Genomic DNA, 16,303 nt, shown 5'->3' on the forward strand with positions numbered 1-16,303 from the left:
ATACCAACCCGCTACCCAATATATAACAAGAGTAATAATCTTCTGGTGATTCCTGCCACAAAAGCATCAGCAGTTATACCAGTAGTTATGCCTCCAGACCCACCTGTTGTGTAGGGACCTGGAGGCTTTTTATTCTTATTGATATTCTTAGGTCAAGTGCCTGGTCACTCTGTGTATTTCCGCAGCACAATAACTGCATTATGTCCTCCGAAGCCAAAAGAATTAGAGATTCCGATTTGCAGATCCGCTTGGCGTGCGATATTAGGTACGTAATCGAGGTCACAGACTTCATCCGGCTCTTCCAGATTGATGGTAGGCGGGATTAGGTCCTTCCTGATGCTTTGGATGAGTGCAATGGCCTCAAGACCTCCGGCGCCGCCCAAGGCATGCCCTGTCATTGATTTATTGGCTGTGACCGGAATACGGTAGGCTTGGTCGCCGAACAGTTTTTTGATCGCCATCGTTTCGGAACGGTCACCCACCAGAGTGCTGGTAGCGTGGGCACTGATCACATCCACATCCCCAGGCTCTATCCCGGCCTCCTTTATCGCCAGCTTCATCGCCTGATAGGCGCCTATACCTTCGGGATGAGTAGCCACCATGTGATAGGCATCGGAACTGGCACCGTACCCGGTTACTTCACCGTAAATGACGGCATTTCTCTTAAGCGCATGAGACAAGGACTCCAGAATGACAATCCCGCTCCCTTCCCCGATGACAAACCCGTCACGGTTCGCATCAAATGGGCGGCTCGCTTTGTGCGGGTCCTCATTATGGGTGGACAACGCAGTCGCATTTCCGAAGCTGGCCAGTGATATTTCGTTAATTGCAGCTTCGGTGCCTCCTGCAATGATGATATCGGCACCGCCGAAACGAATCATCCGGAAGGCTTCACCTATAGCTGTATTGCCGATGGAACAGGCAGTTACAGGGGATAGAGTAGGGCCAAGTGCCCCAAGCTTAATACTGATCAGGGCAGCAGCCATATTGGAGATCAGCATCGGGATTAGCGTCGGACTGACTCTTTCCGGCCCACGGGAACGCAGCACATCGGCTTGCTCCATCAAGGTCTGAATACCTCCGACTCCTGAGCCTACGTATACCCCAATTCGTTCGCGGTCGATCTTGTCTAACTGAAGTCCGGAATCTGCCCAAGCATCTTCGGCAGCAGCGAGGGCGAATTGGCTGAACCGGTCCATCCGCCGGGCCTCCTTACGTCCAAACCTGCCCTCAGGATCGAAATCGTGCACAGCACCAGCGATCTTTGCTTTGAAATGTGTGGTATCAAAGGTGGTGATCGGAGAAATCCCTGATTCTCCTGCAACCAGACGTCCCCAGAATTGTTCTACTGTATTTCCAAGCGGCGAGACCAAACCCATGCCTGTTATTACTACGCGTTCCATAATGAATGATCCTCCTAAAAGTTTTGATAGCATAAGCTCCATGTGAACCGACTTCGCAAAACTCGCTTCGTAAGCATCTACATGTTTTGATAGCATAAGCTCCATGTGAATCGACTTCGCATAACTTGCTGACGAAGCATGTAACTGTTTTTGTTATACGTTTATTTTTCCACTTAATTTATCCTATTACAAGTTGTCGTTTATCATAGTATAATTAGTGCTATTCTAAACTTCATTCAGGAAGAGGCGCTTAACTCATGTCCACTCAAACCAGACTTCAGGCTTTATCAGACTTCTTAAAAGCAAGGCGGGCTGCGATATCCCCTGCCTCCGCCGGGCTGCCTCAAGGTACGCGCAGAAGAACTCCAGGTCTGCGGAGGGAAGAGGTTGCGCAGCTGGCAGGAGTCAGTAACACCTGGTACACTTGGCTGGAGCAAGGCAGGGATATTAAAGTTTCGCCTTCTGTATTGGACTGTATTGCTGCTGCTTTGCAGCTTACCAAAGATGAGCGCAGCTATTTATTTGCCCTGGCACTTGAGAACGGTCCCGGCGCTGCCCTTTATCCGCAGGAGAATATCTCTGAGATCAGTCCTTCACTGCAGAAGATACTGCAGGAGTTAACCAATTGTCCAACCATAATTTCTGACCGCCGGTGCGGGATCGTCGGTTGGAATGCAGCCGCAGCACATGTATTTCTCGACTTTGCCACACTGCCGCCTGAGGAGAGGAATATGATCTCCCTACTGTTTGTGCGGAAGGAATTCAAGCGCCTTGCCGTGAACTGGCAGCAGTTCGTAAGCGGGTATTTATCCATATTCCGGGCCTATTACGGCCAATATGTGGAGGATCGCTGGTATGATGATTTCATTGCGGAGATGAAGCAGCAGCATCCGGAGTTCAATGTGCTGTGGGAAGAGAGCCGGGTCAGCTCAGCACCTGACGTGGTGCTTGAATTCCGTCACGCCAAAGCGGGCAAAATGCTGTTTCATCTCACTTCTCTCCAAGTACACGGCAGCACTGATTTGCGGTGTAGTATTTATACGCCAGAAGGCGATTCCAACACTGAAGCCAAACTTAAGCAGTTAATGGAGCAGCATGTAGAGGAATTATGATAAAAAATCTTTATGGATTCATAAAAAACTATAAATATGCAATGTGAGGTTTGACGTTTATACTCCTAATATGATGTTTAACTTATGGAATCGGAAAAGGAGTGCAGCATAATGGCAAAAGTCACCGGATTAGAAGGCATTGTAGCAGGAGAAACCAACATTGGTCTGGTAGATGGGGAAAAGGGGTATTTGGTATATCGGGGATTTTGGGCAAAAGAACTTGCAGTCACGCGTACATACGAAGAAGTAGCCTATTTGCTGTGGAACGGGCATCTTCCTTCTGCGGATGAGCTGGAACTGCTAAAGAGCGAGATGGCCGTATCCCGTAAATTGCCTGAATATCTCCGCCAGATCATAGAACTCATGCCTGCTTCTGTACCAATGATGCTGGTGCTGCAGAGCTCTGTTGCTGCGCTTGGCGGGCAGGGAAACTCCACTTGGCCTCCAGCAATTGGGCAGGCGGTCAGATTGGCATCCATCCTGCCGACTATTATCGCTTACAGATACCGCACGCTGAACGGCTTAACACCACTGGAGCCGCTATCTGAACTTGGTCATGCTGCCAATTACTTATATATGCTTACTGGAGAAAAGCCAACGGAGGCGCATGTGAAGGCACTTAGCGCATACCTGATTCTATGCATGGAGCACGGGATGAACGCTTCAACATTCGCTGCCCGCGTTGTGCTCTCAACCGAATCGGACATGAATGCTGCGGTAGCCGGTGCAATCGGAGCGATGAAAGGACCGCTGCATGGCGGTGCTCCATATGAGGTGATATCCATGCTTGAGGATATCGGAACCAAGGAGCGGGCGGAACCGTGGCTGCGTAATGCTCTGGATAGCGGCACCAAGCTCATGGGTTTCGGGCACCGGATTTATAAAACCAAGGATCCGCGGGCGGAAGCACTTCAGATCGCGACACAGGAAATGATCGGCAAGGATCCTTCTTTTGATCTTGCACTTCATGTAGAAGCTACGGCGATACATTTACTTCAAGAATACAAGCCGGGACGGAGATTGTTCACCAATGTTGAGTTTTATGCAGCAGCTATTTTGAAGGCGCTGGAGCTTTCTCCGGATATTTTCACACCAACCTTTACAGCTGGAAGAATTATTGGCTGGACCGCTCATATTATGGAGCAGGCAGAGAACAACCGGATTTTTCGGCCGCAATCTGTCTATACAGGACCTATGCCCAAGAACGAATTCTAAAAAACGTAAATAAATGCGCAAAAACAACCCCAGCCGATAAGCGGCCGGGGTTGTTCAAATAGAGGAGATGGTCATGAGCGAGAGTATGAGGGGGATACTCTGGGTTTTTTTTAGAAGTCGGATGTTGCAATTTCAATGGTGCCAAAGACAGCACCGGCAGCCGTGCTGCGAAGAGCAGCAACCTGCAAAGCGTTAACGGAAAGTGTAAGACTGTTCAGTGCAGGGATGGTATAAGTGACAACCGGAGCATTGACCCGGTAGATGACAAGATCCACAGGGAATGCGGAACCGTTGTTTACTGTTACAGCTGCGTTGAGGATACCATCCAAATTCTCGTAATAAGATTTACCTACAGAAGGAGCCAGATTAAAGTATTGAATGGGTAACAAGATAGCCATGGTAACGACCTCCTTTTCATTTGATAGAATATTCTATTCGGTTATTCTATTATTGCTTTGACAAATGACATAGGAGATTCGCACAAATATGATATGTTACACTTAGAATAATACTGTTAATAGTAAGGAGAATTTAGATGATCAAGCTGGTATCCTGGAATGTGAATGGACTAAGAGCCTGTGTTAGCAAGGGCTTCATGAATTACTTCAAAGAAACAGCTGCAGATATTTTCTGTGTGCAGGAAACCAAACTTCAGGCGGGGCAGATCCTTCTGGAACTGGGAGAAGAGTATGAACAATACTGGAATTATGCAGTGAAAAAAGGATATTCAGGAACGGCGGTATTCACAAAAATCAAGCCACTCTCTGTAAGATACGGAATGGAAGAGGACTCTGAACCCGAAGGCCGGTTGATTACACTGGAATTCGCCGGCTTTTATCTCGTAAATGTCTATACTCCAAATGCACAACGTGAGCTGGCGAGACTGGATTACCGGCTGGAATGGGAGGATCGCTTCCGCAGCTATCTGCTGGAGCTGGACAAGCTGAAGCCAGTACTGGTATGCGGAGACCTGAACGTAGCCCATCAGGACATCGATTTGAAGAATGCCAAAGCCAACCGAGGGAATTCAGGTTTTACCGATGAAGAGCGGGGGAAGATGACAGTACTACTGGAGTCAGGATTCATTGATACGTTCAGACACCTGCACCCGGATCAGGAGGGAGCCTACACCTGGTGGTCTTATATGCCGAAGATCAGAGAACGGAATGTGGGTTGGCGTATCGATTACTTTCTGGCCTCATCACGACTAACGCCGAAGCTGAGAATGGCGGGAATGGAGTGCAGCGTAATGGGCAGTGATCATTGCCCGGTGGTTGTGGAGTTTGAGGATATACCGGAATAATGGGCAGGTTGGGCAAAAACTAAACAAGGGCCGTACATCCCACACCAGGGGTGTACGGTCCTTGTCGTTAATTCGGAAGATTATTTACAACAAATGGCCGGTAACTACGGTTTCCAGATCTTCAGCTGACATAGACACATTATATTGCTGCTTAACCACAATGGAAGATTCTTGGAATGTGATCTCTACAGTAAATCGGAAGGGAGTTTCTACGAATAAGAGTGTCAGCAGCAGCGTATCCTCGGTGACCCAGGTAAAGCTGGACATGATTAGATTCCTGGTATTATCCAGAATGCTGGCGTTGCTTTCAACCCATTCCCCGCGGCCCAAAGAAACCTTTTGTTCACCCGACGGTCCTTGCAGTGTTAATTCAGCCGCTGATTCGCTAAAAGAAACCGCCAGTGCATCCAGCTGCAGCGAGTTGGCTTCCAGTGTATAGACTTTGCCGTTCACTGTTTGTTCCAAGCTTGAAGAGGGGGCTATCTCTGGAGGCTGGATATTTAGTTGGGCTAACTGTACATTCAACTCCGCTGCAGCAGGATCGTTATCAACAATTACATGTTCCATTGTCATCGCAGGCAGAAGGTGCTCCCATACTCCGTTCATAATATGCTGCATATCACTGCTGCCGCTTGTTATGGCAACTACCGCATCCTGTTCTGGCATTACGATACAGAATTGGCCAAAGGCTCCGTCTCCGCGGTATACGTCATGGCGGCAACGCCAGAATTGAAAGCCATAACCCTGTGCCCAGTCGCTGGAAGCTGCACCCGGACTACCATCATCGTTGCTGATTTGCTTGGAGGTAGCGGCCGCAATCCATTCTTGGGTCAGCAGCTGAGTATTGTTCCATGCCCCTTGCTGCAGATACAATTGTCCGAATGCGGCAATGTCTTCGGTAGTGATACTTAACCCGAATCCGCCCAGATTGATCCCCCGGGGACAAGAGCCCCAAGTCGGATGTTGAATGCCCAGCGGAGCAAACAAGCGGGGTTCCAGGTATTCCAGTAAAGTGAGACCGCTTACTTTTTGCAAAATGGCAGAGAGCATGTACGAAGCTCCAGTGTTGTAAAGGAAATGAGTACCAGGTGTCTTATCGACCGGAAGCCGGAGGAATGTTCTGACCCAGTTGACGTCTTCGCTGCTCATCATAGTTGGCATGGTATCTACTGTATGGCCCGTACCCATCATCAGCAGGTGGCTAATATTCATCAGTGCCAGATTGGGGCTGATGTCCTCCGGAGCATCCCCGGGAAAGAAGGCCGCAACCCGGTCCTCCAGGGATAATAATCCTTCTGCCACTGCCAGTCCGATAGCGGTTGAGGTGAAGCTTTTGCTGAGTGAAAATAAAGAATGTTGCAGCTCGGGCTGATAAGGCGACCACCAGCCTTCCGCTATTACAGCACCATGGCGCAGCAACATGAAGCTATGAAGACCTAATTGCTGCTCTTCCATCGCATTAAGAAAAGAAGAAACTGCTGCTGACGGGATCCCCTGCGCTTCCGGCAGGCTTCTTGGAAATTGACGTTTCTGTTGCGTATTTTCCATAATCCTATCTCCCTTGATTGATATGGATAAAAGCTTATAACCCCTATATTATACCAATCATGAACAAGATACGAGAGTCCTGTATGGGACCCCTATAGCTTCAGACGGAATCTGACAAAGGACTCCCGGAGTCTGCGTGCTCCTTATCGGGCCAGGTAATTCTGTTACGGGTCCGGCTAAGTTGTTCATACACCAGCACCGGATTTCGCTTGAATACACGGATTACAAGATGGACAAAGAATGCGAGATTCATGAACATGACTGCGCCGTACACGATTCCCATCCATGGACCTGGCAAATTCGAGAGCCGTGAGGGAGTAAGCAGATGTATATTCATACCCACCAGTATTCCATACAGGAACAGGTATCTTACGATTAATCCCCATAATCGGTTGCGGCCGTCTTCGCTGCTGATGCGGATCCGGACCACCCATTTGCCAAAGGTCCTCCCTCCGGTACACCAAGGTATCACCACAAAATATATACCTGTTGTGATCCAATAAGCGTATGGCACCTGGAAGGAATAGAGCAGCAGCAATACCATGCTCCAGATTGGTGCGTCTAATACCGAGGCGATGCTTCTGCGGGTATAGGTGACTCTTTTGGCAGATAAATCTACCCGTGTATCGAGCTGTTCGATTCGTGGCAACAGTGCGGATACCCAGAGTACAATCCGGTAACCGGCAATTCCGCCCAGCGTATTGGTCAATAGATCGTCAACATCAAAGATCCGGTAGGGATGATCAAAAAATCCGAAGAGAGCCGTGATCTGGGTGATCTCAAAAAGCAGTGACAGCGTAAAGGAAAGCAGAATGCAAACGACCCAGCGTGTGCGGAAATAATAACCCAGGAACATCCCAAAGGGTACCGTCAACAATACATTGAACAATGCCTGAAGGAAATCCGGTTGTCGTAGTATCTTCCAATACGATAAAGGGTCATCGGAGCTGATGTTGGAATTGCGGATGATATCCTGAATGAAATGCAGCGGTATATGCTGAATCATATTTCCGATAGGTAAAGCATTATGCCTGGACGACGGCATGGGAAGCATAATCAGATAAAAGGCGTTCAGCAAATAGAGCAGCAGCAAATAAAGAATAAGTGCCCTAATCTTGTTGATATAGCCATGGCGTCTGTATTGGACCATAAGAAATGGGAGCGTGAACAGCAGCGCTGCCACAGGAAAAGACATGAATGCGTAGGAAATTGGAAATAGATAGGATTGAAGCATGATCCACCTGCCGTAAATAGAATAGTAGTTGTGGTGTGTACATGAAATAAATCTGAACATGAAATAAACCAATGAGTACCCTTCGTATGTTAGACGCCGCGTTGTGCCGGTAACCCTGCAATGCGGAGTGACACTTATTTATTGAGCCTATCCGGCATACATATGTCTGGAGAGGAGCGTGAAGCAAGATGGACAAGAAAGTACAGCAATATTACAAACTGAAGGCCAAGCAGAAGGAGATGGAGAAAGAACTGGGCGAGCTTCGGCAAGAGATCCTGGCATTTTGTGCGCAGCAGGGACAGGCGGACAATGAAATCGGAGGCTACAGAGTGAAGCTGGTCACGCAAAACCGCAGGGAATACGATGATGACAAGCTATACCGGACGTTATCTGATCCTGAGGTCTGGCGATTGCTCTCCAAAGCGGACTCGGCGAAAATCGCCAGTCTGATTAAACTGAATATTATCGAAGAAGAAAAAATCGCCCATACGTATGCAGTCAAGACAGTTACACTGCTGCAAGTAGATAAGAAATAAATGCATTTCTTGAATCGTGTATTTAGTAAAGAAATCGCCACCTCCGGCATTTTGCGCTAAAATAAAGGAAGTGTTCCTTTATATATTTGAATAGAGCAATCCATGATACGGAGGAAATGAAGCGATGAAGGATTTTGATGTAATGCTGGAAAAGTATGCTGACCTGGTTGTCAAGGTCGGAGTAAATGTGCAGTCTGGTCAAGTACTTATGATTCATTCGCCACTGGAAACGGCAGAGCTAACCCGTCTGATTGTAGGCAAGGCCTATGAAGCAGGAGCCAAATATGTGCTTGTGGATTGGGATGATGAAAAGGTAACACGTATTCGTTATGAGAAGGCTGCAGATGATTCTTTTGGATATTACCCGCAGTGGCATGCAGATATGCTGGAGGGGTTCGCGGAAGAAGGTGGGGCTGTATTACATATCAAAGTACCTGATCCGGAATTATTCCGCGGTATTGATTCCTCCAAAGTTTCCACGGCAGTGAAAGCTGCAGCCATAGCACGCAAGAAATATCAGAGCTATACCCGCAATAGCCGGATTAGCTGGTCGCTGATCAAGGCGCCGACTCGGGCTTGGGCGGACAAAGTGTTTGCTGATCTGCCAGAGGAACAGCGTGTGGAAGCCATGTGGGAAGCGGTATTCCAGATGAACCGTGTGGGCAGCGAGGATCCGGTAGCCGCATGGCGAGCGCATATTGCAGACCTCAAGCAATCCCAGGAACGGATGAATGCCAAACGCTACAAAAGTCTGCATTATCGCGCTCCTGGAACGGATCTTCATGTGGAGCTTCCAGAGGGACATCTCTGGCGCGGCGGCGGCGGCGAAAATGCCGGCGGGGTCTATTTTGTAGCCAATATGCCGACAGAAGAAATCTACACCATGCCGCACCGCAAAGGAGTCAACGGCACTGTCAGCAGCACGATGCCGCTTAATTTGAATGGACGGCTAGTGGATGGTATCAAGCTCACTTTTACGGACGGTAAAGTAACTGCATATGATGCCGAATCCGGGCGGGAGCATCTGACTTCCCTGCTGGAAACGGATGAAGGCGCCTCTTATCTGGGAGAGGTGGCACTGGTACCACATGATTCTCCTATTTCAAATCTGAATAGAGTCTTCTACAATACTGGAATCGACGAGAATGCTTCTTGTCACTTTGCACTCGGCAGTGCGTATCCGGTAAATATAGAAGGCGGAACCTCACTTAGCAGCGAGGAGCTGCTGGAGCGGGGAGCCAATGTAAGCCTGACGCATGTTGACTTCATGATAGGCTCTGCAGAGCTTGATATTGATGGCGAATTAGCCGATGGGACCATTGAACCTGTCTTCCGCAAAGGAAACTGGGTACTATAGAACACATGGGAATGTGATCCTATTTGTTGTTCCCGTTACTGAAGCTGCGAACCCCTCTAAGGGTGGGTTTGCGGCTTTTTTAGAATCGTCATAAACCGTGTGGATAAGCTTTCATTGAAAATATTTTTGTTGCACCTTACGTAACGTCATCTTTTATAATCAAAGTACGTTAGCGCTAACGAAGGAGTGGCTATGGGACAGTATTGGAAGGTAGGAGACCTTGCGAAAATAACGGGACTTACCGTTCGTACCCTTAGATTTTACGATCAAATCGGTTTGTTTTCGCCGTCCGGCCAGACCGACTCCGGTCATCGACTGTACAACGAATCCGACCTATCGCGTCTGCAGCAGATTGTATCCCTTAAGGAGCTTGGCCTATCCCTTGATGAAGTGAAATGTCTTCTGGAAGGCGGGCAGATCAGTGCACTTGAGATCGTTGACCTGCAAATAGCACGGATCAAAGACCAAATCAAGCTGCAGCAGAGACTTCTAGAACAACTCCAATATGTATCCAAGTCAATTCAAGTAAAGGCTCCCTTAACGGTGGAAGACTTTACAAGTATCCTATACACAATGAAAATGAGCCATGAAAAGCGGGTTATCGAGCGTCGGATGAGCTGGGAGCACAGACTGGATACTCTAGGAAATTTGCTTGATGCTGAACATGAAGCAACAAAATCAAAGGAGGATTAACCATGAGTGAAAGATTCGTCAATCATGCTACGTTTGTTGTCGAACGAACCTATGCCTCATCGCTTGGAAAGGTTTATGGTGCTTGGTCTGACCCGGCTCTAAAAGCAAGGTGGTTTTCGAAGCCCGATATTTTTGAATTCCGTGTTGGAGGACGGGAATATAGCAGAGGAGGGCCGCCAGAAGGACCGGTTTTCACCTTCGAGGCTAACTACCAAGAGATCATTCCGGAACAGCGGATTGTCTACACTTACTCATTGGATGCTGGCGATAAGCGCCTTTCCGTTTCGCTTACAACGGTTGAGTTCATCCCGGTCGACGAAGGAACCAAGCTGGTTTTCACCGAACAGGGGGCGTTTTTTGACGGGCAAGATACTCCAGAGATTCGCGAGCAAGGCACGAACGAAATGCTTGATGCCTTGGGCAAAACACTCTAGCGGGGTTTATTATGGAGACTATTGCAGACGAGGACCTCATATCCTAGCGGAAATTTGCGTGTTACACAGAAAAAGATCTTACTTAGCTTAAGGGGTGCCGAAAGGCACCCCTTTTAATTTACCTGTTCAGATCAAGCGGAGAGCCGATAAATAAAATTTGACAATTTTGCTACTCCAGACTCAAGACCTATTCACAAAATAATTTTAAAATTGAAGAGGTGTGTATCATAATCTTTATTGATATGCGGCTAAGAGAAGAGTATAGACCCGAAAGAGAACATTAAATGACCTAGTCGGAGGAATCACTATTTTGAGAAAGCTATCATTCTTTATTACCATTATCATGTTAGGTACAATGTTATCCGCTTGTTCTGCTATTACCTCCTCAGTGGATAAAGCGCCTGCAGGCGTTACCTCCGGAGAGAAAAAGGAAATTGAGAAGTACAATGCATATGTAAGGCTTAATAACTTGATGACAGGCAGAATCAATGAGGTTCTAATTCATTATTTTGAGAAGTTCGGAATGGATACCCAGCCTGTAATCGAGAAGAACTTCAGCTTCATCATGCTGGGCGTTGCTGAACCTGAACGGGTAGTCATTGATCAAGCGAATGGCTATACCGCAAGCCAACCTGCTTTTGCGAACGCAGACCCCTTAGTAATCCAACTGACACCAGTCATCAAAGAGCTGTTGTCCGTACTGGATGAAATGAAAGCCTACTATGATTCAAGGGGTTACGTGGATGATGAATTCGCACAAGGAAAGCAGCTGCATACCAAGCTGGTAAGTGCCAATCTTGCTTATGAGAAAGTCGCCAAACCATTCTTCACAGCTCTGCAGAAATTGGGTAACGAGCAGCGTCTGGCTGAACTGCAAAAACTCAAGGATTCAGACCAGCAGATCCGGTATAGTGCCTTGAAATTCATGATAGACGCCGAGGCTACAGCCATTGAAATGGATGAACAGGGAATCACCGCCGGCAATGTGCTCAAGCTTGATATGACGAAGTTTAAAGCCAAATACGACACGATGACCGCGGATTTAAGTGAGCTCATGGCCCTTTCAAAAGATAAGAAACAGATTGAAAAAGAAGGGGTTAACAGCTTCAGTATAGGGAATTATGTGGACTCAGCCACTGAGGCAAAAGCGGCCGCTTCGAAAATTATTGAGCGCATCAATAAGAAGGAGCCTGTATCGGATTCTGATCTGAACGGTCAGTTCCTCCACACTACAGATGGAACACCTGAAAATTTCAATTATCTGCTGAGCAAGGCTGTTGAACGTTATAATGAAATGAATTAAGCACAACCTCCCTTAAGAAGCAAACCTAGATCTAATAGCTTCGATGGGGAGGTTTTATTATAAAGTTAAGTGAACTGACAGTATTTGAACAATTAGGAGGGACAAGGAGATGTTGAACAAATCATTGCTGGTCGGGGACGTTATGCAAGAATGGATGGGAACGCGCAGGTTGTTGGAAAGCATACCGGACGAACATCTGGGTTGGAGACCGCATGCGAAGTCTTATACTTTTGGGGAATTAGCAACGCATGTCGTCAACCTGATTAATTGGCAACTGTTCATTTTGCGCGATCCGGAACTGGATCTGGGGACCATACCATCACGCAGGGTAGCCTTAGAGAGCAGGCAGGCGATGCTAGACGAATTCAATGCGAACATCCAGGAGCTCGAGCAGACGCTGGATACTATCGATGAAGCGGCATTGGGCTCGAACTGGACACTCCGACGCGGCGATACGGTCATGGCTGTACAGCCGAAGGCTATAGCATTCCGTACGATGGGGATGAGCCATATGATTCATCATCGTGCACAGCTCGGAATGTACTTGCGTCTGCTTGATCAGCCGGTACCTGGTGTCTACGGTCCGACCGCGGACGAACTCGGCAAGTAGCGTGTACTCTTCACAACAGGCAACGGGAGGGGCCGCCAGAAATGGCGGTCTTTTTGCTATTATCTGATGGAAGGTCCTCTCAACTGCACAAATGAATCGAAGGCATTTATGTTATTTTCGACAATTTTAGACTGCCTACTTGAAATCGCTAACAGCTAGTCATATAATAGGTTTATCGAAACGATTCGATCTGTGAATCCGGCTAATGAGCCTTACACTTAGGAAAAGATCTCGTTTTCAAGGGAAAATGTAGAAAAAGTAGTTTTAGATCTCTTTTTATGGGTAATTATTCATTAAGGAGTCTGCGATTTATACTATGTTTCACAGAAAGACTCGAATTTTTTTTCGAAGTGAATCGAAACGTTTCGATGTAAGGGTTTTATTCATGAATATATAAATTTGTCAAACACTACAACAGGGGTGAAAGAAATGATGAAAAAGACTGGTTTGGTAGCTACAACTGTATTAATGGGTTTCTCTTTGGTCGCTGCAGGTTGTGGGAATTCTAATGATTCAGCAGCTGGTGATAACAAAACGTTGAAAGTATGGTTCATGGGAACTTCGGATACTGTAACGCCGATTACCAAAATGTATGAAGAGAAGAATCCGGGTGTCAAAGTGGATGTGCAAGCGATTCCTTGGGATACTGCACATGATAAACTGCTGACTGCCGTTGCCTCTAAAAACGGTCCTGACGTTATCCAAATGGGAACAACCTGGATTCCTGAGTTTGCGGCAGCAGGTGCACTGAAGGACATGGCGCCTTATATTGAAAAGTATCCCAGCATGAAAGCGGAGAATTTCTTCGACGGTGCAGTTCAAACGACAAAATATGAAGACAAGACGGTAGCGGTTCCTTTCTATGTTGAGACTCGCGCTATGTTCTACCGCACTGATCTGCTAGGTGATGTAGGTTATCCGGAAGGTCCCAAGACTTGGGATGAATTGAAGGATGCCAGCAAGAAGCTGGTTGCCAAAGGTGGAGCTGGACATTATGCGTTACCTATCGAAGCGAAGGATTCGATCTATACGGCTATCTTCGCCTGGCAGAACGGAAGCGAGCTGATTGACAGCAACCGTCAGCCCCAGTTCAACCAGCCGGCATATGTAGACACGATTAAATTTCTGAAGAGCTTCTACGATGAAGGATTGTCCCCTAAGGGAACAGATCTGGATACGGTAGCTGCATTTAAAGATGGTACCATGGGGATGTTCATCAGTGGCCCTTGGATGATTCAGACTGTTAAGGAAAAAGCTCCGGAGATTGACGGCAAATGGGCAGTAACCACTCTTCCTGCTCAAAAAACTAACACCTCTTCCATCGGTGGTGCTGATCTGTCCATCTTCAACTACAGCAAAAATCCGGATGAAGCTGCTAAATTTATCGCATTCATGGCTGAACAGGATGCACAGCTGAAATATTATGAAACTTCCAACTCGATGCCTGCACTGAAGGCCGCTTGGGATAACGATGCGCTGAAAGACCCGATGATTGCCGCTTTTGGTGAACAGCTTAAGAATGCACGTCCTGCTCCAACGGTAAAAGAATATGAAGAGATTGCACAAGCGGCTATGGCTTCCTTTGAACAGATCACGGTTGGCGGTGCGGATACACAGACCGAACTGGACAAGCTTAACGCAAAGGCAAATGAACTTCTGGGCAACAAATAAGCAACACTCTTTCCAGGTATACTGCCGATTCTCCGTAATGAAGGGGTTTCGGCAGTGTGTGCGTTCATTGTATGGAAAGGTAGTGCAAGAAAGCGAAAGGATGTGAGTGATTGTGAGTTCATTTGTTAAGCAATGGAACAAAAATAAATATCCATATATGTTTATCGCACCTGCTGTCCTGCTGCTGACTGTATTCTCCATAATTCCAATTATCATAGCGCTGGTCATCAGCTTTACAGATATGGATTTGGTGGGGCTTGCGGATTATTCCAATATCAGCAGTGTGGGCTTAGATAATTACATTAACATTTTCAAAGACCCGGTCTTTCTGAAATCGATGTACAACACACTGATCTATGTAGTTATCGGTGTACCGATGGTCGTAATTGCCTCCATGGGGGTGGCGCTGCTGCTTAATTATGGAACAGGGTGGCTGTTCAAAAGCTTCCGCGTCATCTACTATATGCCGTCGATTACTAATATTGTAGCCGTCGCGGTGGTGTGGGGATATTTGTATAACGGCAGCTATGGGCTGTTCAACTACATTCTGTCTATCTTCGGCTTTCCGGCACAGCAATGGCTTCAAGACCCGAATCTTGCGAAATTATCTCTGATCCTGCTGGCGTTCTGGAAATCCATAGGGCTCAATATGATTATTTTCCTGGCAGCATTGCAGGGCATTCCCCGTTCCTATTATGAAGCGGCTGAAATTGACGGGGCGACTGGCTGGAAGAAGCTGCGCTTCATCACAGTACCTCTTCTTGGATTCGCTACTTTCTTTGTGACCATTACGACCTTGATCGGCTGGATTCAATTCTTCGAAGAACCGCTGGTCATGACCAAGGGCGGGCCGCTGAATGCCACGATGTCTATGGCACTCTTCATCTACAACAACGGCTTCCAGCTCAGCAAGTTCGGTTATGCGGCTTCCGGCTCGTTCGTGTTGTTCATTATCATCATTATTGCAACACTCATTCAATTCGCGGTCAAAAAGAAAGAAGTGGAATATTAAGTTTCAGCTATAGCGCTGCTGCTTAAAGAGGAGGTATAATTTCATGGCATTGAAAATGAAACATATGGAAAAAGGATTGATGATTGCACTGCTCATTATCGGCGGACTGCTGATGATGGTGCCATTCATCTGGATGATTGGCTCGTCCTTTAAACCAGAGAGTGAATTCACTGTAATTCCCCCGACACTGATTCCGAACCACCCGACGTTCTCTAACTACCGGGATTTGTTCGTGAAGATGGACTTTTTAATCTATTTGAAAAATACACTGATCATCGTGCTGTGCTCCTTTGTAGGACTGTTTCTTAACGCGATGGCCGGTTATGCTTTTGCTAAATTTGATTTTCCGGGTAAAAACAAGTTCTTCTATATTATTCTGGGCACCATGATGATTCCTGGACAGGTTACGATGATTCCAACTTATCTGATCATTAACCAGATGCATTTGGTGAATACGATGGCAGGAATAGTTCTGCCTGGTTTGGTCGGTGCGTTCGCAATCTTCCTGTTCCGCCAGTTCATGACCACGATTCCCATGGACTTGCTGGAGGCAGCCAGACTAGACGGGGCCGGGGAGCTCCGGATCTTTTTCCAACTGATGGTTCCGATTGTGAAACCGGTTTTTGCGGTACAAGGTATCCTGACTTTTATCGGCGCCTGGAACAGCTTTCTCTGGCCGCTTATTATTGCCAATGATGAGAAGCTGTACACCTTATCGGTAGGTCTCTCGCTGCTGAAAGGCCAATATGGTACACAGTTCGGATTGCAGATGGCCGGAGCGGCCTTCATGGTTGTGCCGATTATTATCATATTTATCTTCTTCCAAAAACATATCATAGAAGGATATACCATCTCCGGCATAAAATAATATA

General features: G+C 47.2%; 16 protein-coding genes. 12 read left to right on the forward strand and 4 right to left on the reverse strand.

Annotated elements, in window-relative coordinates:
- Positions 1 to 164: 164 nt before the first annotated feature.
- Positions 165 to 1,403, reverse strand: coding sequence for a beta-ketoacyl-ACP synthase II (fabF, locus tag AC0MA3_RS00825; RefSeq protein ID WP_474654822.1), 1,239 nt, complete (start codon positions 1,401 to 1,403; stop codon positions 165 to 167).
- Positions 1,404 to 1,660: 257 nt separating this feature from the next.
- Here fabF and AC0MA3_RS00830 point away from each other — a divergent pair, with 257 nt between their 5' ends.
- On the forward strand, positions 1,661 to 2,515 hold the full coding sequence (locus AC0MA3_RS00830; RefSeq protein ID WP_474654823.1) for a helix-turn-helix transcriptional regulator: 855 nt from the start codon (positions 1,661 to 1,663) through the stop codon (positions 2,513 to 2,515).
- A gap of 111 nt (positions 2,516 to 2,626) precedes the next feature.
- The gene (locus AC0MA3_RS00835) at positions 2,627 to 3,730 is read left to right on the forward strand and encodes a citrate synthase (protein WP_474654824.1); all 1,104 of its coding nucleotides are present in this window, start codon (positions 2,627 to 2,629) and stop codon (positions 3,728 to 3,730) included.
- 110 nt (positions 3,731 to 3,840) lie between these two features.
- Here AC0MA3_RS00835 and AC0MA3_RS00840 read toward each other — a convergent pair whose 3' ends face one another.
- Entirely contained in the window at positions 3,841 to 4,128 is a 288-nt protein-coding gene (locus AC0MA3_RS00840; RefSeq protein ID WP_474654825.1) for a hypothetical protein, read from the reverse strand.
- Positions 4,129 to 4,268: 140 nt separating this feature from the next.
- On the opposite strand from AC0MA3_RS00840, the gene AC0MA3_RS00845 reads away from it, so the two are divergent.
- On the forward strand, positions 4,269 to 5,033 hold the full coding sequence (locus AC0MA3_RS00845; protein ID WP_474655152.1) for an exodeoxyribonuclease III: 765 nt from the start codon (positions 4,269 to 4,271) through the stop codon (positions 5,031 to 5,033).
- Positions 5,034 to 5,117: 84 nt separating this feature from the next.
- Here the strand turns inward: AC0MA3_RS00845 and AC0MA3_RS00850 are convergent, their stop codons facing one another.
- Both AC0MA3_RS00850 and AC0MA3_RS00855 read right to left on the reverse strand, forming a co-directional pair.
- The gene (locus tag AC0MA3_RS00850) at positions 5,118 to 6,581 is read right to left on the reverse strand and encodes a serine hydrolase domain-containing protein (RefSeq protein WP_474654826.1); all 1,464 of its coding nucleotides are present in this window, start codon (positions 6,579 to 6,581) and stop codon (positions 5,118 to 5,120) included.
- 100 nt (positions 6,582 to 6,681) lie between these two features.
- A complete protein-coding gene (locus AC0MA3_RS00855; protein WP_474654827.1) occupies positions 6,682 to 7,815 on the reverse strand; it encodes a VanZ family protein in 1,134 nt (377 codons plus the stop codon).
- Positions 7,816 to 8,003: 188 nt separating this feature from the next.
- Here AC0MA3_RS00855 and AC0MA3_RS00860 point away from each other — a divergent pair, with 188 nt between their 5' ends.
- From AC0MA3_RS00860 to AC0MA3_RS00900, 9 genes are all read left to right on the forward strand, one after another.
- Complete coding sequence (locus AC0MA3_RS00860) at positions 8,004 to 8,351, forward strand: hypothetical protein (protein ID WP_379152991.1); 348 nt, start codon at positions 8,004 to 8,006, stop codon at positions 8,349 to 8,351.
- Between the two features lie 124 nt (positions 8,352 to 8,475).
- Positions 8,476 to 9,708, forward strand: a complete 1,233-nt coding sequence (locus AC0MA3_RS00865; RefSeq protein WP_474654828.1) for an aminopeptidase — start codon at positions 8,476 to 8,478, stop codon at positions 9,706 to 9,708.
- Between the two features lie 192 nt (positions 9,709 to 9,900).
- A complete protein-coding gene (locus AC0MA3_RS00870; protein ID WP_379152987.1) occupies positions 9,901 to 10,401 on the forward strand; it encodes a MerR family transcriptional regulator in 501 nt (166 codons plus the stop codon).
- A gap of 2 nt (positions 10,402 to 10,403) precedes the next feature.
- On the forward strand, positions 10,404 to 10,835 hold the full coding sequence (locus AC0MA3_RS00875; protein WP_474654829.1) for an SRPBCC family protein: 432 nt from the start codon (positions 10,404 to 10,406) through the stop codon (positions 10,833 to 10,835).
- A 310-nt stretch (positions 10,836 to 11,145) separates the two neighbouring features.
- The gene (locus tag AC0MA3_RS00880; protein ID WP_474654830.1) at positions 11,146 to 12,138 is read left to right on the forward strand and encodes a YiiG family protein; all 993 of its coding nucleotides are present in this window, start codon (positions 11,146 to 11,148) and stop codon (positions 12,136 to 12,138) included.
- Positions 12,139 to 12,250: 112 nt separating this feature from the next.
- Positions 12,251 to 12,748, forward strand: a complete 498-nt coding sequence (locus AC0MA3_RS00885) for a DinB family protein (protein ID WP_474655153.1) — start codon at positions 12,251 to 12,253, stop codon at positions 12,746 to 12,748.
- 429 nt (positions 12,749 to 13,177) lie between these two features.
- Complete coding sequence (locus AC0MA3_RS00890; RefSeq protein WP_379152981.1) at positions 13,178 to 14,419, forward strand: sugar ABC transporter substrate-binding protein; 1,242 nt, start codon at positions 13,178 to 13,180, stop codon at positions 14,417 to 14,419.
- Positions 14,420 to 14,576: 157 nt separating this feature from the next.
- Positions 14,577 to 15,431 carry a carbohydrate ABC transporter permease gene (locus AC0MA3_RS00895; RefSeq protein ID WP_474655154.1) on the forward strand — a complete coding sequence of 285 codons (855 nt, stop codon included), beginning with the start codon at positions 14,577 to 14,579 and terminating at the stop codon, positions 15,429 to 15,431.
- A 43-nt stretch (positions 15,432 to 15,474) separates the two neighbouring features.
- Positions 15,475 to 16,299 (forward strand): carbohydrate ABC transporter permease, encoded by an 825-nt coding sequence (locus AC0MA3_RS00900; RefSeq protein ID WP_379152979.1) that lies wholly within the window; start codon positions 15,475 to 15,477, stop codon positions 16,297 to 16,299.
- Positions 16,300 to 16,303 lie beyond the last annotated feature (4 nt).

The sequence above is a fragment of the Paenibacillus sp. LS-5 genome (genome assembly GCF_056121505.1).

Excerpts from the sequence above, each read along its gene's own strand:
- fabF (WP_474654822.1), bottom strand. The coding sequence starts at position 1,403 with ATGGAACGCGTAGTAATAACAGGCATGGGTTTGGTCTCGCCGCTTGGA.
- AC0MA3_RS00830 (WP_474654823.1), top strand. The coding sequence starts at position 1,661 with ATGTCCACTCAAACCAGACTTCAGGCTTTATCAGACTTCTTAAAAGCA.
- AC0MA3_RS00835 (WP_474654824.1), top strand. The coding sequence starts at position 2,627 with ATGGCAAAAGTCACCGGATTAGAAGGCATTGTAGCAGGAGAAACCAAC.
- AC0MA3_RS00840 (WP_474654825.1), bottom strand. The coding sequence starts at position 4,128 with ATGGCTATCTTGTTACCCATTCAATACTTTAATCTGGCTCCTTCTGTA.
- AC0MA3_RS00850 (WP_474654826.1), bottom strand. The coding sequence starts at position 6,581 with ATGGAAAATACGCAACAGAAACGTCAATTTCCAAGAAGCCTGCCGGAA.
- AC0MA3_RS00855 (WP_474654827.1), bottom strand. The coding sequence starts at position 7,815 with ATGCTTCAATCCTATCTATTTCCAATTTCCTACGCATTCATGTCTTTT.
- AC0MA3_RS00860 (WP_379152991.1), top strand. The coding sequence starts at position 8,004 with ATGGACAAGAAAGTACAGCAATATTACAAACTGAAGGCCAAGCAGAAG.
- AC0MA3_RS00865 (WP_474654828.1), top strand. The coding sequence starts at position 8,476 with ATGAAGGATTTTGATGTAATGCTGGAAAAGTATGCTGACCTGGTTGTC.
- AC0MA3_RS00870 (WP_379152987.1), top strand. The coding sequence starts at position 9,901 with ATGGGACAGTATTGGAAGGTAGGAGACCTTGCGAAAATAACGGGACTT.
- AC0MA3_RS00875 (WP_474654829.1), top strand. The coding sequence starts at position 10,404 with ATGAGTGAAAGATTCGTCAATCATGCTACGTTTGTTGTCGAACGAACC.
- AC0MA3_RS00890 (WP_379152981.1), top strand. The coding sequence starts at position 13,178 with ATGATGAAAAAGACTGGTTTGGTAGCTACAACTGTATTAATGGGTTTC.
- AC0MA3_RS00895 (WP_474655154.1), top strand. The coding sequence starts at position 14,577 with ATGTTTATCGCACCTGCTGTCCTGCTGCTGACTGTATTCTCCATAATT.
- AC0MA3_RS00900 (WP_379152979.1), top strand. The coding sequence starts at position 15,475 with ATGGCATTGAAAATGAAACATATGGAAAAAGGATTGATGATTGCACTG.